Origin of the sequence: Novosphingobium sp. NPDC080210, assembly GCF_050281025.1 — a bacterium.
Classification (GTDB): Bacteria; Pseudomonadota; Alphaproteobacteria; order Sphingomonadales; family Sphingomonadaceae; genus Novosphingobium.
The window spans coordinates 23,636-46,786 of record NZ_JBNNWL010000008.1; the positions used below are offsets into that span (position 1 = coordinate 23,636).

16 protein-coding genes are annotated in these 23,151 nt (G+C 61.7%); 8 read left to right on the plus strand and 8 right to left on the minus strand.

Annotated features, from left to right (window positions below):
• Positions 1 to 217: 217 nt before the first annotated feature.
• The 5 genes from ACQKOE_RS15530 to ACQKOE_RS15550 form a co-directional block, all read right to left on the minus strand.
• Positions 218 to 4,921, minus strand: coding sequence for a beta strand repeat-containing protein (locus ACQKOE_RS15530; protein WP_427513619.1), 4,704 nt, complete (start codon positions 4,919 to 4,921; stop codon positions 218 to 220).
• Between the two features lie 272 nt (positions 4,922 to 5,193).
• The gene (locus ACQKOE_RS15535) at positions 5,194 to 6,384 is read right to left on the minus strand and encodes an FAD-binding domain-containing protein (protein ID WP_427513620.1); all 1,191 of its coding nucleotides are present in this window, start codon (positions 6,382 to 6,384) and stop codon (positions 5,194 to 5,196) included.
• 8 nt (positions 6,385 to 6,392) lie between these two features.
• On the minus strand, positions 6,393 to 7,727 hold the full coding sequence (locus tag ACQKOE_RS15540; RefSeq protein ID WP_427513621.1) for an ABC1 kinase family protein: 1,335 nt from the start codon (positions 7,725 to 7,727) through the stop codon (positions 6,393 to 6,395).
• Positions 7,724 to 8,101, minus strand: coding sequence for a thiol-disulfide oxidoreductase DCC family protein (locus tag ACQKOE_RS15545; protein WP_427513622.1), 378 nt, complete (start codon positions 8,099 to 8,101; stop codon positions 7,724 to 7,726). The genes ACQKOE_RS15540 and ACQKOE_RS15545 overlap by 4 nt, the downstream gene beginning before the upstream one ends.
• A 114-nt stretch (positions 8,102 to 8,215) precedes the next feature.
• Positions 8,216 to 9,007 (minus strand): FAD-dependent monooxygenase, encoded by a 792-nt coding sequence (locus ACQKOE_RS15550; RefSeq protein WP_427513623.1) that lies wholly within the window; start codon positions 9,005 to 9,007, stop codon positions 8,216 to 8,218.
• A 37-nt stretch (positions 9,008 to 9,044) separates the two neighbouring features.
• Here ACQKOE_RS15550 and ACQKOE_RS15555 point away from each other — a divergent pair, with 37 nt between their 5' ends.
• The 4 genes from ACQKOE_RS15555 (at position 9,045) to ACQKOE_RS15570 (ending at position 15,994) form a co-directional block, all read left to right on the plus strand.
• Positions 9,045 to 9,620, plus strand: coding sequence for an RBBP9/YdeN family alpha/beta hydrolase (locus tag ACQKOE_RS15555; RefSeq protein WP_427513624.1), 576 nt, complete (start codon positions 9,045 to 9,047; stop codon positions 9,618 to 9,620).
• Between the two features lie 188 nt (positions 9,621 to 9,808).
• Positions 9,809 to 9,991 (plus strand): YezD family protein, encoded by a 183-nt coding sequence (locus ACQKOE_RS15560; RefSeq protein ID WP_427513625.1) that lies wholly within the window; start codon positions 9,809 to 9,811, stop codon positions 9,989 to 9,991.
• A gap of 92 nt (positions 9,992 to 10,083) precedes the next feature.
• The gene (locus tag ACQKOE_RS15565; protein ID WP_427513626.1) at positions 10,084 to 12,558 is read left to right on the plus strand and encodes a TonB-dependent receptor; all 2,475 of its coding nucleotides are present in this window, start codon (positions 10,084 to 10,086) and stop codon (positions 12,556 to 12,558) included.
• Positions 12,559 to 13,030: 472 nt separating this feature from the next.
• Positions 13,031 to 15,994: a TonB-dependent receptor domain-containing protein gene (locus ACQKOE_RS15570; RefSeq protein ID WP_427513627.1), complete on the plus strand. Its 2,964-nt coding sequence runs from the start codon at positions 13,031 to 13,033 to the stop codon at positions 15,992 to 15,994.
• Between the two features lie 75 nt (positions 15,995 to 16,069).
• On the opposite strand, the gene ACQKOE_RS15575 is transcribed toward ACQKOE_RS15570, so the two are convergent.
• Positions 16,070 to 17,749, minus strand: coding sequence for a tetratricopeptide repeat protein (locus ACQKOE_RS15575; RefSeq protein WP_427513628.1), 1,680 nt, complete (start codon positions 17,747 to 17,749; stop codon positions 16,070 to 16,072).
• Positions 17,746 to 18,486, minus strand: a complete 741-nt coding sequence (locus tag ACQKOE_RS15580) for a 2OG-Fe(II) oxygenase (RefSeq protein WP_427513629.1) — start codon at positions 18,484 to 18,486, stop codon at positions 17,746 to 17,748. Before ACQKOE_RS15580 ends, ACQKOE_RS15575 begins: the two co-directional genes overlap by 4 nt.
• A 192-nt stretch (positions 18,487 to 18,678) precedes the next feature.
• Between ACQKOE_RS15580 and ACQKOE_RS15585 the strand changes: the two genes are divergently transcribed.
• Complete coding sequence (locus ACQKOE_RS15585) at positions 18,679 to 19,404, plus strand: 2OG-Fe(II) oxygenase (RefSeq protein WP_427513630.1); 726 nt, start codon at positions 18,679 to 18,681, stop codon at positions 19,402 to 19,404.
• A gap of 122 nt (positions 19,405 to 19,526) precedes the next feature.
• Here ACQKOE_RS15585 and ACQKOE_RS15590 read toward each other — a convergent pair whose 3' ends face one another.
• Positions 19,527 to 20,291 carry an IclR family transcriptional regulator gene (locus ACQKOE_RS15590; RefSeq protein WP_427513631.1) on the minus strand — a complete coding sequence of 255 codons (765 nt, stop codon included), beginning with the start codon at positions 20,289 to 20,291 and terminating at the stop codon, positions 19,527 to 19,529.
• Positions 20,292 to 20,403: 112 nt separating this feature from the next.
• Here ACQKOE_RS15590 and ACQKOE_RS15595 point away from each other — a divergent pair, with 112 nt between their 5' ends.
• Genes ACQKOE_RS15595 through dmpG form a run of 3 tightly spaced genes read left to right on the plus strand, consistent with a single transcriptional unit; the run spans position 20,404 to position 23,143 of the window.
• Entirely contained in the window at positions 20,404 to 21,156 is a 753-nt protein-coding gene (locus ACQKOE_RS15595; RefSeq protein ID WP_427513670.1) for a 2-keto-4-pentenoate hydratase, read from the plus strand.
• Positions 21,157 to 21,158: 2 nt separating this feature from the next.
• A complete protein-coding gene (locus ACQKOE_RS15600; RefSeq protein WP_427513632.1) occupies positions 21,159 to 22,115 on the plus strand; it encodes an acetaldehyde dehydrogenase (acetylating) in 957 nt (318 codons plus the stop codon).
• Positions 22,112 to 23,143 (plus strand): 4-hydroxy-2-oxovalerate aldolase, encoded by a 1,032-nt coding sequence (dmpG, locus tag ACQKOE_RS15605; protein ID WP_427513633.1) that lies wholly within the window; start codon positions 22,112 to 22,114, stop codon positions 23,141 to 23,143. Before ACQKOE_RS15600 ends, dmpG begins: the two co-directional genes overlap by 4 nt.
• Positions 23,144 to 23,151 lie beyond the last annotated feature (8 nt).

Sequence of the window (23,151 nt, forward strand, 5' to 3'; positions counted from 1 at the left end):
CATGCCGCTTGAGAGAGCAGCGTGCAACGTGGTGCCCTTGGCCTTTCCGGCGCCGCACATCAATACCGGACTGATCAGAGTGGGCTTACGGGGCAGGCCTGCCAAGCTTCGTTAGCAGGGCAGGTCCAAGGTTAGCGGTGCAATCCATCCGACACTGCCAAAAAAAGGGGCCGGCGAAAACCGGCCCCTCGTTTCTTCATTCCCGGTTTGCGGGAGATCAGAATGCCAGGCGGATACCCGCGCTGACACCGTGGCTGTCGCGATCGTTGCGGAACGCCCCTTGGTAGGCGGCGAAGACGTCAACGCTGCTGCCGATCCTGGCGCTGAGACCAGCATCCACTTCCACTGCCGATCGTCCCATGCCGATGGCCGAAACGGTGAACGGCGCTGCCGACACCCCGTTGAAATAGGCCGTTACCGTGCCCGGATGGTCTTCCAGATCGTAACGATAGCTGGCGTTTACAAAGGGACGGACGGTTCCAAGATCGGCCCCGAAGCGTGCCCCGACGACGAGGTCCGTCCGGTCCGCCTGGATATCCGCCACGGTCAGGCCGAGTGTACCCATGCCTGTTTCGGTGAAGCTTTTTACCTTGCCGCTCGAATAGTCGATGCCTGCGTATGGCGTGAAGGTGAAGCTATCACCGCTCAGATCATAGCCCAGGGTGATGCTGCCCTTGACCACATCGCCGGCGGTATCGACCCCGGCCGTACCCTCGATCAGGGTCACCCCGGAGCCAGCGGCAACCGCCTTGGAAGCGGTTATGTCACCCGAGATGTAGGCGACCTGGCCATCGATCCGGAACCCGCCGCTGGCGTAACCGGCATAACCGCCGACCTGCCATGACTTGCTCTTGCCCGAGGAGTTGCCCTGCAGGAAGTCGACTTCATCTTCGGAGTAACCACCGGCCAGGCCGAAACGCAGGTTCTCTGAACCCATTTCCACCCCGGCGGCAAAGCCGGTGATGGCGTGATCGCTGCCGATCCGGTAATCGCCGCGATCCTTGCCATCGCCCCAGCTGCCATAACCGGTGATCCAGACCCCGGTCTGGCGATCTTCGCCACCATTCAGCGAAAGCCGGTTGCTGACCTGCCGCGTGAACAGGTTGCCCTGGTCAAGCAATGCCGTTGCATAGGCGGCATAGGGTTCCGGGTTGAGTGACGAGAACAGCGCCTGGGCCTGGGCAGCAGTCATGTTATCGATCTTGTTGACCGTGGCGGCGGCCCCCGTGCTGCCGATCATGCCGGTCAGACCGTTCGCTACGGCTACCTGGTTCGGGTTGGTCGCCACAGTGTTGTAAGCGGCCGAGCGAACCACGACGAGGCGGTAGTTGTTGCCCTGGATCCCGCCACCGCTGGCAGTGGCGTTGGACAGGGTCAGGAACGGCGATACCGTTGCACCGGTGACGGTCGAGAAGCTGCCGCTGATCCCGCCGGTGGTGGTGATGATGTCGTAGTTCGTTCCTGCAACATAGAGGCTGCCGTTGCGGGTCAGTGCCAGGGTTCCGGCAAGGGTGGCCGTTCCTGGAGTGCCGGTCACGGCGATCCGGTCATAGTCCACACCGGCGACGACCGTGCCAGTTCCGTTTGCCAGAACCTCTGCGGCATAAGTTCCCGTCGAGGTCTGGGTATAGGAACCGGTGATGGCCAGGATGCCGGGGCTGTGGCCGGGTGCGACAGTACCCGCGTTGGTCACGTCGCCGACGATGGTGCCGGCAACGGTGCCAAGCCCGCCAACCAGCTTGCCGCCAGCGTCAATCCCCACGGTGGGCGAAGTGAGCGTGCCGTCGACCGATAGCGTTGCTCCGCTCGCCACCGTGGTGGTGGCCGCCGCCAGAGTCCCGGTCAGGGACAGCGTTCCGGCATCGACCCCCAGGTTCCCGCTCAGCTCGCTGCCGGTGCCTGACAAGGTGAAGGTGCCGGTCCCGACTTTGACCAGGCTTCCCGAGCCGGCGAGGAATTGTCCGGCAAAGGTGGTGCTTGCATTGTTGGCGCCGGTGGTCAGCGTGTGGCCATCGGTCTGGACCGTGCCGGTGCTCCCGCCCGAAAGCGCACCGATCGTCTGGTCATCGACGAAGCCGCCGATCAGATCACCCAGAGCCCCGTCGAGTATGATGGTCGAATTCGCGCTGAGTCCATTGAGGCTGCGAGCGCCAAGTTCGCTGCCTTCCCCGACCGTGGTCGTGCCGGAATAGGTGTTGGTTCCGGCAAGACCCACGACCCCGTCAATCACGACGTTGCCGGTTCCCGACATGTCGCCGTCGTAGGTCTGGAGCGATCCATTCAGGACCACAGTGGCATTGTTCAGGATATCGCCCTGAATGCCGACACCCGCGATCCCCTGGAGCGTGCCTGCCGAGACTGTCGTTCCGCCCGTGTAGGTGCCGATGCCGTCCAGGACGAGCGTGCCGGTGCCGGTCTTCAGCAGGGCGCCGCCCCCCGAAACCGCGCCAGTCAGGGTCAGGGTCGTGCCAGCGTCCGTATTGAAGGTGCCGCCACCATCCGTGGTCTGGAGCGAAACGGCATTCGCCAGCGTCATCGTTCCCGTGGTCCGCAGGACACCATCGTAGAACTGCAGCGTGCCAGTGCCGATGTTGGTGGAGTTGCCGATCGCAACGGTGCCGCCTTGGCCAATCGTGCTCACGCCGCCGCCCAGCGTGGATGTCCCGGCAAAGCCCGAGTTGTCGCCCGTCAAGGTGACAGTGGTCGTGCTGTTGCCGATGAACTGCATATAGGCAGTGGCCGCACCAGTCACGTCACCCGAGAAGGTGCCGCTTTGCGGACCGCTGACCGGGAGCAGCTGGTTGAAGGTCAGGAACGCGTCGTTGTTCAGGGTGTAGTCCCCGGTGATCGAGGCCCCCGCACCGACGAAGCCCATGATTGCCCCGTCGTTGATCGTGGTGCCGCCGGTGTAGCTGTTGGCACCGGTCAGCGACAGGATTCCGCTGCCGCTTTTCGTCAGCGAGCCTGCTCCGGCAATCATTCCGGAGAAGGTGGTGTTGGTATTCAGACCGCCCACATCAAGGTTGGCACCCGTGGCGAGATTGACGGTAGCGTTCGCGCCGGTCCCGGCCAGCGAACCAATCGTGTCGCTGTCGTTGACGTTAAGCACGCCGGCAGTTGTTGCGGTGGAATTGATCCGTACTGCGGTCGCGCTGCCCAGTGCACCGTCATTCAGATCGACGATGCCATCGTGGACGATCAATGCTCCGGGCGCAATCTGATCGGTACCCGAAAGAATGAGTGTGCCGACCGAATACTTGATCAGCGACCCCGGTCCGTTGATCACGCCTCCGTTGTCGCCATAGTCTCCGCCTGCAACGGCAAGCGCCGAGTCTGCGGCAATGTTGATGACATTGTTGCCAGCTGTGTAATCGATCAGGTTTTTGGCCGTCACGTCGGCATTCACGTTCAGAATTCCATCACTCATGTAGAGGTCGGAATTGCTCGACAAGGCGCCGACGCTGTCGGCGTTGAGCGTGCCATTGAAGATGTAGGTCCAGCCCGTGTGTGAGTTCGTGCCGGTAAATGTCGTGGCATTCGGTCCGGTAATACCGATCGAACCTATTCCGGTGATGTTGCCCGCGAAAGTTCCGGCTGCTGTACCGTTGAAGATCAGCGAACCCTGCGGTCCATCGGTGGAATTGTTGACGATGGTCGTCGCGCTTGAGCCCAGGAATGCGGCGTTATCGACGGACAGAAGCCCCTCGTTGAGGTTGACGGTGACCAGTTTGCCGGCAGCACCATCAAGGGTATTCTTGATCACCCAGGTTCCGGCATCGTTCTTGTTCACTACACCGAAATTCAGGATGGTCACCCCGGCCTGAAGCGTACTGGTGCCCGTGCCGTTGAGGTTGAGGACATTGTTGGCCGAATTCGCAGCCAGGCCGGTCAGCGTTCCAGCAACAGTTCCGGTCGGCGCGCCTGTCCCGTCGATCTGAGATCCTGGCAGGCGCAAGCCGTTGTCGCCCGAAGAGCCCAGGGAACCGGCATTATAGATGTTCGACCCGGCGCCGTTCATGGTCACGTCGCCAGTGATGGTGCCGTCGTTGGTGACCGTGTTATTGCGGTCGGCCATCGTCACATCGCCGATGATCGTGGCATTGCCATGGACCGTGCTGCCGTTGATCAGGGAAGACGATCCGGTTGACCCCGTGCCCAGCACAATGTCGCCATAGATCAGGCCGCCCAGGTTGCCGCCGCCGCCATGATTGACCAGGGTCGTATTGCCTTCGGTCGAGATGACCGTTCCAGAACCCCAGATAAAGCCGTTCTGGAAATCGTAGGTGCCACTGAACGAAGACAGGTAGCCGCCGTCGATGCCGTTATGAATCAAGACGGTGCCTGCACCTGTCTGTTCAACCTTCGCCAGCGTCTGCCAACCCAGGACGCCCTGGTTATTCAGTGTGAAATTCCCCTCGGCGCTGACGACGCCGTCAATCAGGCCAATGTTGTTCACCCCGCCCGTGGTGGAGTAATTGTTGTTGAGCACGTTGGTCGTCGTGCCCGTTGCATTGCCAAAGTCGATCGCGCCGCGAATTGCTGCACCCGACGAATTCGTCACGATGCTGCCGCCACCAACCGAGATGGCCGCCCCGGTTCCACTGCCTGCATCGATGCCGTAGGTGATCACTCCGGCAGGGGCGAAATTGCCGCCGAAATTGATGACCGCACTGCTGGTGCCAGTGCTGATCAGGGCAGGGCCGCCTGCGCTTGTGGTAATGTTGGCATCACTCAAAACCGTGACGACCAGATTGTTGGTCGACGATCCGTTCCAGCCCGCGGTCCCGGGGTCATCGCAGACAACTTGTTCGGGATTGACGGGCGCTTGCGAAACGCAGTCAGCCCAGGCAGCAGTGCTGCACAAGGCGCCAGACAATGCGGTGGCAGTCGCCAATGCGGCGCGGATGGTCTTGATTTTCATGCCTTACCTCCTGAGGTGAACCCTGGGAGCAAGCTAGCGACCGCTATTATAAGGCATTGTTGTTGTTGGCTTGCTCAAAATAGAACAAAAACAATAACATGGATTTTTGTGGTGATCTTCCGCGAGTGCGGAGCGTGAAATTCAGCACCCCTTTAGCGTGATGTTTCCTGATCTATGTTATAATACTTAAATCTGGTTGGCAACACGATTTGGTATTGAAATCGACCCGGCCTTGATCTGCAGGACCGACCGGCCATGAACAGCGGGACTATTCAGTGGGGCTGGTGAATTGACAGATCCCGGAGCAGGGCGGGTATGCGCGATTTGAACTGGAAGAAGCCTTTTGCGCAGAATGGCCAGGCAAGCCGGTCCCAGCGGCGCTGGTGCTCTGCAAACGTGATGCCCTCATTGATGAGACGGCCCTGGATTTCAGCCAACCTGTCGGCTGTTGGCCCTGTCGGGGTGAAGCCGGTTACGATCTGAGTGCAGCCACGCTCCCTTGCGGCTTTGGCCATGCTGGCAAGGTCGACTTCCTGGCATTGGATGCCCCAATGTCTGGAGGCGCGATCTGCTGCGTCAGTTATGGCTATCCGATCTGCATGGGACATGTGCAGGTCGCCTGGAATGAAAATCCCGCGGACATCATCAAGCTCAAGCTCTGTTTCCAGAGAGAGGTCTTCACAGGTAACCAGGACCAGGCTTGGCGCTTTATGATCTGGTGCGGTCGGCTCTCGCAGCGCGGCGAGTGAGGGCACGGCGCCTGTGACGGGCGGGACCGAATTCTTCGCCAGGCCTCTGGCCTTCAGCGCGCCGCCTGTCATGCTGCTGATCCGTTCTTCATCGGCGAGGTAAGTCTTGCCTGCCGTATGCAGCCCGCTAACCCATCGCCAGCTTAGGGTATTCGAGGCCGGGTCAGCATCGAGAAGCTGATGGAACATCCAGTCTGCGCCAAGCTGCCAGGGCAAGCGCAGGGTAAAGACCCAGATCGACGCGACCTGCATTCTGGCCCAGTTATGGAGGTAGCCCGTGTTCCCAAGCTCACGCACCCAATGATCGAACGCCTCGATTCCCGTGGCTGCATTCAAGGCGGCCCGGTATTGCACAGCTGCCGCGCTGTTGGTGAGCAGCTGCTGTTTCGCAGTGGCGGTCTCTGCCACTGTTTCGGGCCAGAGGCCGCGATGAAGCTCCAGCCAGCCTTTCCAGTATGTCCGCCAGAATACTTCCGCGATGAACTGTTCCACCTGTTTGAAGGGATGAGCGGCCAGCACCGCGCGGACAACCTCTTCCTCGCTGACCAGACGCCGGCGCAAGGCGGCCGACAGTCTGGAAACCGCGGCATGAGAGCCCGACGGATCAACCAGGTTCCGCTTCGCGCCATAAGCTGCGGCAGCGTCGCTGACAAATGCGTCAAGCCGGGCGAGGGCGGTTGCCCGCGTCAGAGGGAATTGCGCCGGGTTCATCATCGCCCTGTCTATTGGCTGCAACCGGGCTGCTTTTGCAGAGCCTGCTCGACCATGTCGCGCAGCGGCAGGCGTGCGGCCATTCTTACGGCCAGCATCGCGGTGCCGCTGACCTTGCGTTGGACAAACAGGGTATCCGCAGGCGGAACGTGCCACGCCGCGCGGTCGGCGGCGATCCGCTCGGCCTGGCGGCGAATGGGTTCGATGAAGCTGCGATCGGCAAAATCGAACAGACCAGGCCTGCCAAGATGCTGCAAGAGGATCTCGATCATCTCGTCAAGCGCTCGGCCATGGCGTTGCCGCAGCGCGGGGGTGATAAAGCCCGCCGCCACCAGCGCGCCACGCAGGGCTGCGCGATCCTCCGCCAGGCCCGCCTGCATAAGCTCACGATAGGCAGTCGCCGTGGCCCCAGGGACAGGCCGGGTTGCGCCGAAATCCAGCAGGACAATGCGGCCGCTATCCGCCTGCCAGCGGAAATTGGCGAAGTTCGGGTCGGTCTGCATATGGCCGAATTCGAACAGTTCGCGCAGGACCAGGCCAAACAAGGCCGTCATGGCGGCATCCCGCGTTTCGCGCGGCGCCTCTTGCAGCGTCTCGATCGGTCGGCCCGGAATGAAGTCCATGGCCAGAACCCGTTCGCCGCACAATTCGTCCAGCGGTGCGGGCATGACGAAAGCCGGGTCATCGGCCAGAAGCGTCCGATAGCGGCGCATCTGGGACGCTTCCCGGACATAGTCGGCTTCCTCGCGCAGCTGGCGCTTGGCTTCGGTCAGCAGCGGCGCAAGGTCGAGCGCGGCTGGTAGCAGCCCGGACATCCGCAGCAGCGTGGCGACATTGTCGACATCCGCATCGATGCTGGCGGCGATGCCGGGGTATTGCACCTTGATCGCCAACACGCGTCCATCGGGCAGTGTTGCGCGATGAACCTGGCCAATCGAGGCGGCGGCGATGGGCGTTGCGTCAAAACTGGCAAAGCGCCGCCGCCAATCCGGTCCCCACTGCGCCGTCAGCACCTGGCTCAGCTGGGCGGGCGGCATGAAATGGGCCGCGTCCCGCAGCCGCGCCATGATCGCGGTCAGCTCTGCCGGGAGCAGGTCGCCCGCATCGAGCGAGATCATCTGCCCCAGTTTCATCGCCGCGCCGCGCAGCCGCGAGAGCTGTTCGGTCACGCGCAAGGCATTGTCCGGCGTCAGCAGCAGATCGGCCATGCGCGGCCGCTCGCCACTGGCCAGCCGCCGCGCCCCTTCAGCAATCATGCCCCCGGCAATGCCGCCAGCCAGTTGCCCGAACGAGGCAAGCCGTGAGAGGCGGGCCGAAGGAACCTTGCGATAACGCGGCCCGCTCATCGAAAATACTCCTGCAAGCGCGGTCTGACGCGCAAGAACCGGATGTAGCTCCATTCCAGCAGCGCAGCGATCCAGGGCAGGCGTGCGGCAAGCCCCAGTGGGCGCAGCAAGGGAATCGCGCGCCACATGGCGCCAAAAGCTGCCGCGCCAGACAGGATCGCACCGTTTTCCCGCGCGTGGAACCGCGCCAGCATGTCCGCTTTGTCCAGCGGACAGGCGGCATCGCCGCGCGACAGGTCGATAAACCGGATCCGCCCAGCGCGATCCAGCCGCCGCATGAACGATATTTCACGCTGGCATAGCGGACAGCCGCCATCGAACCAGACGTCTATCTGATTTGGCGGCTGAGTGTTCTCTGGCTGCTTGATGGTCACGCTTACCTTTCAGTAGCGCGCAATTTCCATTCTTCGATGCCGGGGGATACCTGTCCATGGGCGCAGGTGCGCTACTCTCCGCAATTAGAGACACCCAGTTTCCGCTGTAAGCGGTTAGGGCGCCAATGCCGTGAAGCTAGACCTCGCGTTAAGCATCGCAGGGTCGAAGCCGGCAGTCTTCTTGTACGAAAGGGCAATTTCCGCCCGCTCTGCCATGGGCAGCACTTCGTTCAGGTCGCGCCCGCTTGCAAGCCGCTCTGCGGCAAGATCGAGGACGCGGTCGGGGCCTTGCTGGCGGTTCAGCAGAACGATCCGGGCGGTCGTCTCGCGGCGGTCGGATTCGTATTTTGCAAGTGCTTCCTGGACGGAATTTGCGGCTGCCAGGTGCCAGGCGAACACCCGCGCGTCAATGATGCCTTGCGTCGCGCCGTTGGAGCCAATCGGATACATCGGATGCGCCGCGTCCCCCATCAGGGTAACGCGCCCGAAGGTCCATTGCGGCAGCGGATCGCGGTCCACCATGGGGAATTCGTAAATAGGCCCCGATGCGGCGACTATTGCCGGAACATCGACCCCGGCCCAGCGCCAGTCCGCGAAACGCGGCAGGAAGTCTGCCCGATTCCCAGGCCGGTTCCAGTCGCGCGGCGGCGGGGAACCTGCATCGCTCACCTGAAGGTCGCAGATCCAGTTGAGCCGGTCGAGACCGGTATCGGGATCCTTGCCGATCGGATAGGCGACAAATTTCTGCGCTGATCGTCCTGCCCAGATCATCGCCTTTCCGCCCATCGGCGCGGTGACGGGGGAGGTGGATCGCCACAGGGTGATCCCGTTCCAGCGCGGGGCGCCTTCGTCTGGATAGAACTGCCGCCTGACCGCCGAATGGATGCCGTCCGCACCAATCAGCACGTCGGCCTCCACGCGTTCGCTGTAGCCGGTCGCTCGATTGACGCTGTGGGAGCGGGAGCTTCCGCACAGCCAGCGCGTCGAACTCGGGATGTGGGACGATCCGCACCGGAACACCTGGGTCAACCAGCTCAACCTGGCGATACATCGGGCCGGGCGGCCGGTCATCCTGGTGGCCCACAGCCTTGGCTGCCATGCCGTCGCCTGGTGGGCCGCCTATGAGCAGCCGGCATTTGGCCGCCCTGTTGCTGGCGCCTTGCTGGTCGCACCTCCGGATGTGGAAAGCGAAGATCTCGATCCCCGGTTGAAGCGGTTCCCGCCGCTGGCAGGCGGCAAGTTGCCGTTCCGAAGCATTGTCGCCGCCAGCCGGAACGATCCCTATGCCAGCTTTAGCCTGGCCAAGCGCTTCGCCCGGAAATGGGGCAGTCGCCTGGTCGATGCGGGCCCGATTGGCCACATCAATGCCAGTTCGGGCATCGGCAACTGGCCCTACGGACAATACCTGCTGAACCAGTTGGTCAGCGAAGCGACGCCGCCGCGCGCGCCGCTGATTTCCAACGGTTCTGTTGCCGTATTGGGCAAGCGGGACCAGTCGAACGCGAGGGTTTCCCGATGAGGGCCAGTGGGTGCGACCACGATCATCGAGTGTCCTCGGGTAACACTGGCAGCAGCCTGACCCTCATTTCTACAAATCGAGTAGAGTATAAAGTTGAGCTACCAGCCCTGACAGAAGTGATTTGATGTCTATCACATTGGTTGAGTTTACGCCACTCGAACTAGCTTTTCCCAGACTGGAGCATTGCCATGACCGCCAGCAACCCGAAACCAGCGCTCACCCCGGAAGCGGCCCGGCTGCTTGAAGAGAGCCTTGCCGATGTGCGCGAGGCTCTGACGGGCCTCAAGTACGGCAGCGTTTCGGTGACCGTCCACGAAGGCCGGGTCGTCCAGATCGACGTGACGGAAAAGAAGCGGCTGAAATCCGGCTGATCGGATCAGGTCAATCCTCAACCAATTCAAGAACAACGAGAATCTGACCGGACCACCGGAGGGTTCCTGAACCAGATACAGGGACACATATCATGACGTATCATAAGGCTCTCCTTGCCGGCGTGGCTGGCATCGCCGTTCTTTCCGCCCCGGCGCAGGCTGCGGAGATTGCTCCCGAATCCGCTCCGGAACAGGCACAGGCCCAGACGCAGGATGAGGATTTCAGCCGGGGCGACGTGATCATCGTCACGGCCCGCCGCCGCCAGGAAACGGCGCAGGCAGTGCCGCTGGCGATTTCGGTGATCAAGGCGGACTCGATTGAATCGACCGGTAACTTCAACGTCACCAAGCTGCCGCAGCTCGCACCGACATTGCAGGTCTATACTTCGAACCCGCGCAACACCTCGGTCAATATCCGCGGCCTTGGCGTGCCCTTCGGCCTCACCAGCGACGGGTTCGAACAGGGTGTCGGCATCTATGTCGACGACGTCTACAATTCGCGCGTGGCCGCAGCCACCTTCGATTTCCTTGACGTGGCGCAGGTCGAAGTGTTGCGCGGTCCGCAGGGCACGCTCTACGGCAAGAACACCACGGCGGGCGCGATCAACATCACGACCAACCAGCCGACCTTCGATTTTGAAGGGCGCGCCGAAGTGACCCTGGGCAACCTGGACTACAAGCAGGCGAAAGCCGCCGTCTCCGGCCCCTTGTCGGACACGGTCGCGGCGCGGCTGGCGATCTCCTCGACCAGCCGCCGCGGCACGATCTACAACGTCACGACCAAGCGCTGGATCAACGAGCAAGACAATATCGGCCTGCGCGGGCAATTGCTGTTCAAGCCGAATGATGACCTGAGCATCACGCTGTCGGGCGACTACAGCAAGCAGGATGCCTATTGCTGCGGCACCTCCTTCGTTCGCCTCGGCACGACCCAGCGGGCACTGAACCGCCAGTACGAAGCGCTGGTTGCGGCAATCAATGCCGCCACTCCGGGGCGGAACTACGCCGTGCCCAGCCGCAACGTCTATGACCGCCTGACCGATATCGATGCGCCGCTTCAGGCCGGCAACATCATCGGCGGCGCTTCGGCGCGGGTGAAATGGAACCTTGGCTCCGGCACGCTGACCGCGATCACGGCCTGGCGCTTCTGGGACTGGAAGCCGCAGAACGACCGCGATTTTTCTGGCCTGTCGATCGTCGCCGCTTCGAACAACCCGTCGCAGCAGGACCAGTACAGCCAGGAATTCCGCTACAACTACGAAAGTGACAAGCTGGACTTCGTCGTCGGCCTGTTCGGCTTCAAGCAGCGGATCGATACGCAGGGGCTGGAACGGCAAGGCTCTGATGCCAGCCGCTGGAGCCTGAGCGGTGCCCTCGCGGCCGATCCCAGCGTCCTGTCGGGCCTGACCGCCAACAACACGCAGTACCTCAAAAGCGATAGTGCCGCGCTCTATGGCCAGGTCAGCTACAAGCTGACCGATGCCCTGACGATCCAGCCCGGCCTGCGCCTAAACTATGACAAGAAGGAAGGCTATTACCAGCGCGTGGTGACGACGGGGGCGGGCACGGTGATCAGCTGCACCCCTGCGCCTGCGAGCGGCACCGCGCTTGCCGCCCAGTGCGGGGTCTATCAGCCGCAGGAAACCTCTCCTTCGGCCAGCAAGTGGAACGTCAGCTATGACCTGAACGTCAACTACAAGCTGGCCCCTGACGTCCTGGCCTATGCCACCTATGCCAAGAGCTTCAAGACGCTGGGGATCAACCAGAACGGCCTGCCGCTGACCACGGCCAATGTTCCCGATTTGTCGGCCAGCACGGTGAAGCCGGAATCGGTCAACCACTTTGAAGCCGGCTTCAAGACCCAGTTCTGGGATCGCCGCGCGACCTTCAACCTCAGCGCCTTCCTGACCGAGATCAAGGACTTCCAGGCGACGGTGAACGGCGGCCAGTTCGGCACGGTGCGCGGGTACCTGGCCAATGCGGAAAAGGTCCGCTCCGCCGGGATCGAGGCCGATTTCAAGATCCGCACCAGCGACCGCTTCACCGCCTATGCCAATGCGGCCTACACCGATGCTAGTTACGTGAAGTTCACCAATGCGCCGTGCCCGCCCGAGCTTTCCGGCGGTACGTTGCAGCCAGCCGGGCAGGCGGCGGACTACTCCAACGCCGGCGTTCCCGGCGCGCTCAGCCCGCGCCAGTGCGACATTTCGGGCCAGGCCCTGCCGGGCGTATCCAAATATGCCTTCTCCTACGGCGCGGAATACAATGTTCCCGCCAACCTGCTGGGCAAGGAGGGCCAGGTCTATTTCGGCGTGGATGGCAACTACCGCTCGGATTGGAACTCGAACGCCTCACCGTCGATCTACACCAAGGTTGAAGGCTACGCGCTGACCAACCTGCGCGCCGGTTTCCGCGGCGATGGTTTCGATATCTTCGGCTGGGTCCGCAATGCCTTCGACACGCAGTATATCGAACTGCTGCAAGTGGCACCCGGCAACGTCGGCCTGATCGCCGGCACGGCGGGCGATCAGCGGACCTGGGGCGGGACTATCAAGTTCTCGTTCTGATGACACGGGGCCCGGGCCGGAACGAATCCTCTGTTCCGGCCCAAAGGCAAGGTCAAGATGAGGCAAAAGTCCGCATTGATTACTTGCCATATCGGATCACATCCGGAGGGAACCGGCGTCGCTTCAAGCTTATCTCTCCCATAGTCCGACCTTACCGACAAATGTACTTCGCATTTAAATGATAGTATCATTGGCGCGCATTGCAGTCCTGCGCGAGATCAGCTCTCTATTCCGATGCATTTGATATCACCCAAGTCAGCAATTTGATCTCAATTTGGAACTAATTCGTTGGGTTAAATGCGTCGCAAGGGGGGCGGATACAGTTCATAATGGCTCTTATTAGCAGTGCCATCCTGCTTACCCGAATGTAAATTGAGGTGGGGGTTAATTGCCTACGCGTTTGAATAGCCTGGGAATTCACGGGCTGGCGCAAGTGCAAATCTCATCACAAGAAAACGGGGAGTTTTGATTTATGGTAAAATCTCGCAATCTGGGCCTGCTCAAGGCAGGTGCGGCATCGGGAATCATGGCATTTGCCATGATCTCGTCGTCCGCCTCGGCCCAAACGGCTGCGCCTGCGAACGAGGAAGCGGAGGCGATCGTTGTCACCGGTTCGCGCATTCAGCGCGTCGACCTGACTTCGACCAGCCCGGTCGCAGTTGTCTCGGCAGAAGAGTTCAAGCTCACCGGCGCAGTCAATGTCGAGCAGGTCATCAACACCCTGCCGCAGGTTCTGCCGGGTACCACGGGCTTCTCGAACAACCCGGGCAGCGGTGCGGTGACACTGAACCTGCGTAACCTGGGTTCGACCCGTACCCTGGTGCTGGTCAATGGCCGTCGCTGGATGTTCTATGATACCAACCAGACGGTCGACCTTAACACCATTCCGCAATTCCTGCTGTCCAACGTCGACGTCGTGACCGGCGGTGCATCGGCCGTTTACGGCTCGGACGCCGTCGCGGGGGTCGTCAACTTCCGCCTGCGTGACGTGAAGGGCCTCGAAGCCGGCGGTAGCTATGCGCTGACCAGTCGCGAAGACGGTGAACGGTACTCCGCCAACGTTGCCGTGGGCGCAAGTCTCGATGACGGTCGTGGCAATGTGACGGTCTATGCCAACTACACCAAGCGCAAGCCGGTGTTCCAGGGCGCCCGTGCATTCTCCGCTACTGCAGCTGGCGATGGCTGCATCGTCCCGGGCAGCACGAACAGCACGACCTCGATCGGCACGCCTTACCCGTCGGGCATCACGGTAGCCACTTGCGGCACCCGCGGCGGCGAGGTCGGCTTTGTTCCGCAGGGCTCTGCCACTGGTCCGATCGGAACCTTCGGTTCCGGCACCAGCACCTATATTTTCGATCCGAGCGGCGGTGGTTCGCGTCTGTTCCAGGATCCGGCCGATCTTTATAATTTCGCCCCGGCCAATTACCTGCAGCTTCCGCAGGAGCGTTACCTGCTCGGTGCCTACGGCAATTACGAGATCACTGACGGCGTTGAATTCTACACCGAACTGAGCTTCGTCAACAACCGGGTCGCTCAGGAACTGGCCCCGACCCCGACCGGCGTGACCGCACCGCTGTTCATCAACAGCCCGTTCTTCAACGACCAGACCCGCGCCCTGCTTCTGGCAAATGACGCGGCTGAAGCGGCTGCGACCCGCGGTGACGGCTATGCCAACACCTCGGTCTCCTACCGCTTCCTTTCCGCCGGTTCGCGCAATCAGGAAGCAACCCGCCAGGCGTTCCGCGTCCTGGGTGGTTTCCGCGGTGATCTGACCGACAAGATCAAGTACGACCTGTACTATTCGTACGCCCGGACCAGCAACACGCAGATCCAGCAGGGCAACGTCTCGCGCAGCCGTTACATCAATGCGTTGACGGTCGAATTCGCACCGGGCAGCACCACCACGCTGCAGTGCAAGGACGCTTCGGCTCGTTCCGCTGGCTGCGTTCCGATCAACGTGTTCGGCAGCAATCTCGCCAGCGCAGCCGCAGTGAAGTACGTCCAGGTTAACTCGACCAACCTGGAACAGTCGGAACTCACCAATGCCGTGGCTTCGATCTCGGGTTCGCTGTTCAACTTCGGTATGGGCGGTGAAGATGTCGGCTTCGCCTTCGGCGGTGAATACCGCAAGATGGCGTCGCGCTACATTCCGGACCAGTTCCTGGCCTCGGGCGACGTGCTTGGCTTCAACGCCGGTCAGCCTACCTCGGGTTCGTATGATGTGAAGGAACTGTTCGCAGAACTTCGCTTGCCGATCATCGAGGATGGTATCGTTCGCCGCCTCGACCTGAACGGTGCAGCCCGTTATTCCGACTATTCGCTCAGCGCAGTCGGCGGCAGCTGGACCTATACTGGTGGTGCAGAGCTGGAACCGGTTCGCGGCCTGACCCTGCGTGGTCAGTACTCGCGTGCCGTTCGCGCTCCCAACGTCCAGGACCTGTTCGGCGGTAACAGCACGGGCTTCCCGGGCGCGACCGATCCCTGCTCTGACCGTGGCACCGCCGCATCGCGCACAGCTGCACTAGAGGCCTTCTGTATTGCTTCGGGGGTCCCCGCCTCAACCGTCTTCACCCGCGCGGTGCAGCCGAACTCGCAGATCCAGGCGGACTTTGGCGGCAACCGCAACGTTGAAGAAGAAACCTCGGATACCTTCACCGCAGGGGTCGTGTTCAGCCCGGTCTTCGTGCCGCGCCTGAACATCATCGCTGACTATTTCAACATCACGGTGAACAACACGATCGGCGTTCTGGCCGGTGGCCTCAGCTCGGCGCTTTCGCTGTGCTTCAACACCATCCAGGACCTCAACAACCCGATCTGCCAGGTCTTCGTCGGAAAGCGCAATGCATCCAACGGCGCGCTGGGTGAAACGTCAGGCGGACGCAACCCGCAGTTCCTCTCGGCCAACGTCGGCAAGCTCGAGACCAGCGGTATCGACTTCCAGGTCGACTACTCGACGCCGTTCCTGGGCGGCAAGGTAGGGTTCTTCTACCTTGCTACCTGGCTGGACAAGTATCGCAGCACCCCGATCGCTTCGATCCCGCAGCGCGAGAACATCGTGGAAGGTACCCACGGTCAGCCGAAGTATCGTCACAATGTTCGCGTGACCTATGACCAGGGTCCGGCAACGGTGTCGGTGCGCTGGCGCTATGAAGGCAAGACCCAGGACAGCCGCATCCAGAACGTGTTCAACGGCGTTGAGCGTATCGGAACCAATCCGGCCCTGCTGCCGCGTCCGTACGTTGGTGCAACCAACTACATCGATCTTAGCCTTGGCTATGACCTGACCGAGTCCATTTCCATCAACGCAGGCGTCAACAACCTGTTTGACAAGAAGCCTCCGGTCCTCGGTTCTGCTGCTGAGCAGGCCAACACCTTGCCGAGCTTCTACGACGTTCTCAGCCGCGACTTCTTCGTCTCGGCTCGCGTGAAGTTCTAAGTCTTAAACTAAGCAAATCCTGGGCGGCGGACTTCCGGTCCGCCGCCTTTTTTGCGTCTCGGCGGGTTCACCAGGCTAGACGGCAGCGGCTGTTACATCGAACGCAACACTCATCCGTCTTCCGCCAGAAATGGGCTGCGTTCCGTGAAACAAGGTGCTGGGGAAAAGGGCGCAATGCCCGACAGCCGGGCATATTGTCGTCAACGGATCAAGCTGCGGCGCGAGCTGTGAAGGCGGGCGGCCCAGTTCCAACAGCCCCCCTTGGCTCTTTGTCCCTATGCCGTCCGGAAGGATGATGTAGCAGGCCGAAGACAACAAGCCTTGCGGGTGAACGTGGCTCACATGCTGTCCGATCCCGTTCATCAGGATCGACCAACTGCCAGAAATATCCCAAGCGCTGTCGCGCCTGGACAAAAGCGGATGGCGGTCATCCCGTTCGGGCAAGCCTGCCCGATAGGTTTGCAGGGCTTCCTGTAGAGCGTTCCTGAGAGCTTTCAGCTCAGGTTCCACCCGGTTCAGCAATGCGCCTTTGGTCTGTGACCCACCTCTGATCGACTGACTGAAAGGCTCGTACGAGCGCTGGTGCAAATGCAAAAGGAGCTCGGCAATTGCATCCAGTTGCGACCGGGCGATGTTGAGCGGAACGGCCTGAACCAGACCCGCTTGACCATGGAGCCAGGCGTGGCGCGGGTCGTTCATCGTGCGCCAGCAAATGTCGATCAAAGCCCAGGCTTCCACCGGGTTGTCATTCGCCTGTATGATGTCGCCCAGCAGGCACTCTGCCTCTTCAAAAGCGCCCAACTGGATAAGGTGGCGGGCATAAGCCACCGACCAGTCCAGCGATGCCGCAGTATCGAACATTTTGTAAAGTGACGCCGCTCTTTGCGTGTCACCCGCCTCCCCCAGGCAAATCGCACAATTAAGGGCGAGGTCCTGGTTATTCGGCCAATTGGACAGGGCTTTGTCGAGGATTTCTGCCGCGCGCCCGTGTTGGCCAGCACCGGCCAGCAAACTACCCCAGGCCAGATATAGTTCCGGCGATGGGGCTGATTCCACTGCACGACAAAGCTCGCGGTCAAATTGTTCCCGTTCGCCTGCAGCCCATGCCAGCTCTGCGAACAGCAGGTGTCCGCGTGGCCAGGCCGGTAGCTGGGAAACAAGCGCCGCCGCTGACTGCCGTGCTTCATCCAGCAGGTCGTTTGCCGCCAGTGCCTCTACATAATCGCAAAAGATCTCCGGATCGCCCGGGCTCTGCGTCAAGCACTGCTGGAAATCCGCGATGGCGCGGGTTTCGCCTCGTTCCAGGGACAAGCGGGCGCGACCGATTAAGGCCCGCTTGTTGGCCGGATCAAGCTTCAGGGCCTCGGCATAACTCGTGCTGGCGCAGTCCAACGCATTGCTCAGGCGTTCGGCATCGGCACGCAGTGCCCAGAGCTGTGCGGTCCAGTGACCAGTTTCCAGGCGGGAGGTAAAAAGTTGCAGCAATTTCTCCGGCTGGTTCAACCGGAGATATACGATCCCCGCATTTGCAGTCGCTTCGGTAAAGTTTGGTTCAAGCTCCAGCGCACGAAGAAAGTGTACAAGCGCGGTTTCGTTTCGGCGTGCCCGTGCATGAAAATTGCCCGCACTGTTGGCGACGCGCGCATCATTGGGGAACCTGGCGAGTGCTGCCGAAAACCGCTCCTGCGCAGCCTGGTCCTCTCCTGCATTGGCAAGAGCCATGGCTTCGCGGACGAGAGCACCGGTATCGGTCATCGATCCGAAAGCCACCCCGTAATCGCAAAGCGCGAGGCAGGAGCAAACGGCGTAACATAGCTGACCAGGTGGTCTTGCGGGACCAGGAACATGTTCAGGGCATTGAAGCGCGGGCGAAAGCCCTCCACCACGTCGCCGTGCTCATCGAGGAACAGGAGGTATCCTCCCCAATCGGGGCTCCAGTCGGATGGTGCCAGGTTCAACACATAGGCCACCCGCCAACCTTGCGCGACGTGGCTGTCCGAGTGCAGCCCGAGGTAATGGTTCGGAGCAAATAGCGTCGCTTGTGCATCAGCGCGAACGAGTTCGCCAATTCCCGAAACATCTCGCGCCAGGTCGAGGAAAGCCGGGGCATTGAGGTGTTCCAGCAAGATCTCGTAAGGTCCGTCCGGGTCCCATTTGCCGTTCAGTGCATCGACGATCGGATAATGCGCATAGCGAAAGGCGTATTCCCCTCGGGCGGATAGTGCCTCGGCCGATGCAGCCGCCCGGTTGACCGCTTCGATACCACTGGGGTTCCGCAGTTCCTGATTAGGAAAGCTTTTCGGCTGTGCAGTACCATCAACCGTGCTGTGGATGGCCATGCTCCACGCGGTGTGACTGCGCAGCAACCCGGCAAGTTCCACCGCCGCCTCTGCGGTAAGGACGTCGCGCACCTGGACCCTGCCACAATCGGCAAACCGCCGAGCCAGGGCTGGCCGATCCAAATCCGGATTGATCTCGAACAGCGTCCTCAAGCTTTGACTCCTATCGGCACTGACCTCGCCATCGCTTCAGCAAGCCTGTGCCGTAAGGTCCCCGCAGAACCGGTTATGATTCCGCTCCGAATTTCCGCAAGCCCCCTGGTCGAAAGTTCCACACCAGATTGTCCGCCTGCGGAACGACAGCGCGTTTTGACTAGACGGGCAGGGTGCCGTAACCACAGCGCCATGGCGCTTTTCCGCATAAATCCTCGGCTTGATGCCAACCGGCTGCATGCCGATTTTCAGACCAGGGGCCGCATTCATATCCCCGACTTCCTGGTCTTGGACGACGCCGAGCGGCTGCTGCAATTCCTGAAGAATTCCACCGCATGGCACCTGGTCCTGAATTCGGGTTCCAAAGTCTTTGAACTGGACCGCGAAACGCAGGCCGCGCTTACGCCGGAACAACGCAGCCAACTGGAGCAAGCAGCCTATGCAGAGGCGCGCTATGGCTTTCAGTATTGCTACGAGACGATCAGGGTTGCCGATGCGCAGTCCGAACGGGCCGAAAGCGGAACGCTATTGGACGAATTTGCCCAATTTCTGTCATCACCCAGTGCCCTGGCGTTTCTGAAGACTGTGGTGGGCGATGACTCGATCAGCTTCGCCGATGCGCAAGGGACCGCCTATGGGCCGGGACATTTCCTGACGGCACACGACGATGCAGTGACGGGTAAAAATCGCCGTGCCGCCTTTGTGTTCAACCTCAGTCAGGATTGGTCATTTGACTGGGGCGGATTGTTGGCATTTCACGAGCGTGGATCAGGAAGGGCCGAAGTCATGGTGCCCTGTTTCAACGCAATCAATCTGTTCGCCGTGCCGCAACTGCACAGCGTGACCATGGTCGCTCCTTTTGCGCCGCGCCGCCGATATTCAGTCACCGGCTGGCTGCGAAGCGGGCCCAGACCCTGATCAATTCGAAGCAATCTTCGATAGCCGCACGCCGCAGGTGACGTTCAATAACGCTTGGCGAGCCTCACCTGTCCAAAAGCGTATTCGACGGCGCGGGCAGCAATCGTTGGTGGGGTTCGGCTTTACGCAGCAGAGGCGAGGTTCTGTTCGATCTCCCGCGCGGCTTCCTGCATAAGTTCCAGCAAGGCCTGGTTTTTTCCGGCTGCCGAATTGGCCAGCAGGCGGGAAACCGATATTGCCGCTGAAACGCTCTGGTCCGGTCCGCGCACCGGCACGGCCAAGCAGAACAGGCCCGGTGCAATCTCTTCCGAATCCATTCCAAAGCCGCGCTGATGGATTTCGTCGAGCTCGCTGCGCAGCTGCTGCGGGCTGGTGATGGTATGTTCCGTCAGGGCCGGGAAAGGGCCATTGGCCAGATAGGCCTCGCGGTGGGCCTTGGGCAGGTGGGCGAGCAGCACCTTGCCGATGCCGGTGCAATAGGCCTCAAGCTGCAGGCCAACCTTGGTGAACAGTTCGCCCGCGCCGACGCCGGTCTTGATCCGGTAAGTCACCATGTCGTTTTCCAGCGTGCCCAGCTGGACGACGCTGCCAACCCGCGCCGCCAGCCGGTGCAGGACCGGAGCGGCGGCAGCCACGATCAGCTGCTTGTTGTCGACCAGTTGCAGCAGGTTCATCAGGCGCGGCCCGGCGGCCAGTTGGCCGGATCGCAACCGGACCAGGTAGCCTTCGTGCATCAGGCTGTGGATCTGCCGGTGCGCGGTGGCGCGGGGCAGGCCCAGTTGCCGCGAAAGCGCATCGATGCTGCGCCCTTCGCGGTCGGCCAGCACGGCTTCCAGCATGGCAAGGCTGCGGCCCAAGGCGCTGATAATGGGCGTTCCATGTCTCATATCGTGAGAAATAGGCGAGGGCCGGACTCGCCGCAAGGCCGGTTTTTGTCCATATCTGCACCCTGCGAAGGGAGAGCCTGAAGTGAGCAACGAATTCGAACAGGTCGCGGCCATGCTGCGCGAAGCCTATTCCGGCCAGGTCCTGCCGCCGCTGCGCGACTGGCTGGAGCCGACCGACGCCGCGGGGGCCTATGCCGTGCAGGCGATCAACACCCGTTACTGGCAGGCCCAGGGCCGCCGCATCGTGGGGCGCAAGGCGGGCCTGACTGCCGAAGCCGTGCAAAAGCAGCTTGGCGTCGATCAGCCCGACTTTGGCGTGCTGTTTGACGATATGCGGATTGCCGATGGCGGCAACCTTGATCCGGCCCGCTGTATCCAGGCCAAGGCCGAAGCGGAAATCGCTTTCGTTCTCGGCGCGGACCTGCCCGCAACGGATACCACCGCTGAGCAGGTCGCCGCCGCCGTTGCCTCGGTCCATGCCGCGATCGAAATCGTCGACAGCCGCATTGCCGACTGGAAAATCACCTTTGCCGATACCGTGGCCGACAATGGCTCTTCGGCCTTCTTCGTCCTGTCCGATCAGGGCCTGCCGCTGGCGGGGCTCGATCTGGAAGGCGCAGCTATGACCATGACGGTCAATGGTAACGTCGCCTCGACCGGGATCGGCTCGGCCGCGCTGGGCAATCCGCTCAATGCTGCGGCATGGCTGGCCCGCACGCTGGCGGCTGGCGGTGATCCGTTGAAGGCTGGCGACATTCTGCTGGCCGGAGCGCTCGGCCCGATGGTGGTGCTGACCGCAGGTGACGAGGTGCGCGCCGACGTTGCGGGCATCGGCACCTGTTCCTTCTCATTCAAGGGAGCCTGAGCATGGCCAAGACCCCAAATGCCAAGACCAAAGTAGCGATCATCGGTTCGGGCAATATCGGCACCGACCTGATGATCAAGATCATGCGCCTTTCCGACGCGCTGGAAATGGGCGTGATGGTGGGGATCGACCCGGAATCGGACGGCCTTGCCCGCGCCAAGCGGATGGGCGTTGCGACCACCCATGAAGGCATCGACGGGCTTCTAAAGATGCCGGAATTTGCCGAGGTCGAGATCGTGTTCGACGCGACCAGCGCCGGCGCGCACAAGCGCAACAGCGAACTGGTGCTGGCGGCGGGCAAGCGCATGGTCGACCTGACCCCGGCAGCCATCGGTCCCTATGTCATCCCGCCGGTCAATGGCGACAAGTGCCTTGATGCCAAGAACGTCAACATGGTCACTTGCGGCGGCCAGGCGACCATTCCCATCGTTGCGGCGGTGAACCGGGTGGCCAAGGTCCACTATGGCGAAATCGTCGCCTCGATCGCTTCGAAGAGCGCCGGTCCCGGCACCCGCGCCAATATCGACGAGTTCACCGAAACCACCAGCCAGGCGATCATGGACGTCGGCGGCGCGACGCGCGGCAAGGCGATCATCATCCTCAACCCAGCAGAACCGCCGCTGATCATGCGCGATACGGTTTACTGCCTGTGCGATGACGCCGATCAGGACGCGATCCGCCAGTCGGTGGAAGACATGGTGGCCGAAGTGCAAAGCTATGTCCCCGGTTACCGCATGAAGCAGGCCGTGCAGTTCGAACATATCGGTTCGAACCAGCCGCTGCGCATTCCCGAAATGGACGGCGAGTTCACGGGCCTGAAGGTTTCGGTCTTCCTCGAAGTGGAAGGCGCGGCCCATTACCTTCCCGCCTATGCCGGCAACCTCGACATCATGACCTCTGCCGCGCTCAAGACGGCAGAGAAGATCGCCAACCGCATGCACGAAGGAGCAGCGGCATGACTTTCGATCCGACCACGCAAAAGCTCTACATTCAGGACGTCACCCTGCGTGACGGGATGCACGCGATCCGCCACCAGTATGGTCTGGACCATGTCCGCGCCATTGCCCGCGCGCTTGACCGGGCCAAGGTTGACGCAATCGAAGTTGCCCACGGCGACGGCCTGCAAGGCTCCAGCTTCAACTATGGCTTTGGCGCCTATACCGATTGGGACTGGATCGGTGCCGTGGCCGAAGTGCTGGAACACTCAGTCCTGACCACGCTGCTCTTGCCGGGGATCGGCACGGTCCATGACCTGAAGCACGCCTATGAAATGGGTGTCCGCTCGGTCCGCATCGCCACCCATTGCACCGAGGCCGACGTTTCCAGGCAGCACATCGAGGCGGCGCGCGGTCTGGGCATGGACGTGTCCGGCTTCCTGATGATGAGCCACATGACCACGCCGGATGCATTGGCCCAGCAGGCCAAGCTGATGGAAAGTTATGGCGCGCAGTGCGTCTATGTCACCGACAGCGGCGGCGCGATGAACATGGACGAATATGCCGCGCGGCTGCAGGCCTATGACCGGGTGCTGAAGCCGGAAACCCAGCGCGGCGTTCACGCGCATCACAACCTCAGCCTGGGCGTCGCCAATTCGATCGTCGCGGTGCAGAACGGTGCGGTGCGCGTCGATGCCTCGCTGGCCGGAATGGGTGCAGGCGCCGGCAATGCGCCTCTGGAAGTGTTCATTGCCGCGGCCGACCGGATGGGCTGGAACCACGGCTGCGACCTGTTCGCGCTGATGGACGCGGCTGAAGAACTGGTCCGTCCGTTGCAGGATCGTCCGGTCCGGGTCGACCGCGAAACCCTGACGCTGGGTTATGCCGGGGTCTATTCCAGCTTCCTGCGTCACGCTGAAAAGGCTGCTGCCGATTACGGCGTCGATACCCGCACGATCCTGGCCGAAGTGGGCCGCCGCAAGATGGTGGGCGGTCAGGAAGACATGATCGTCGATATCGCGCTCGATCTGGTCGGCCAGGCAGCGAAGTGACTGTTTGG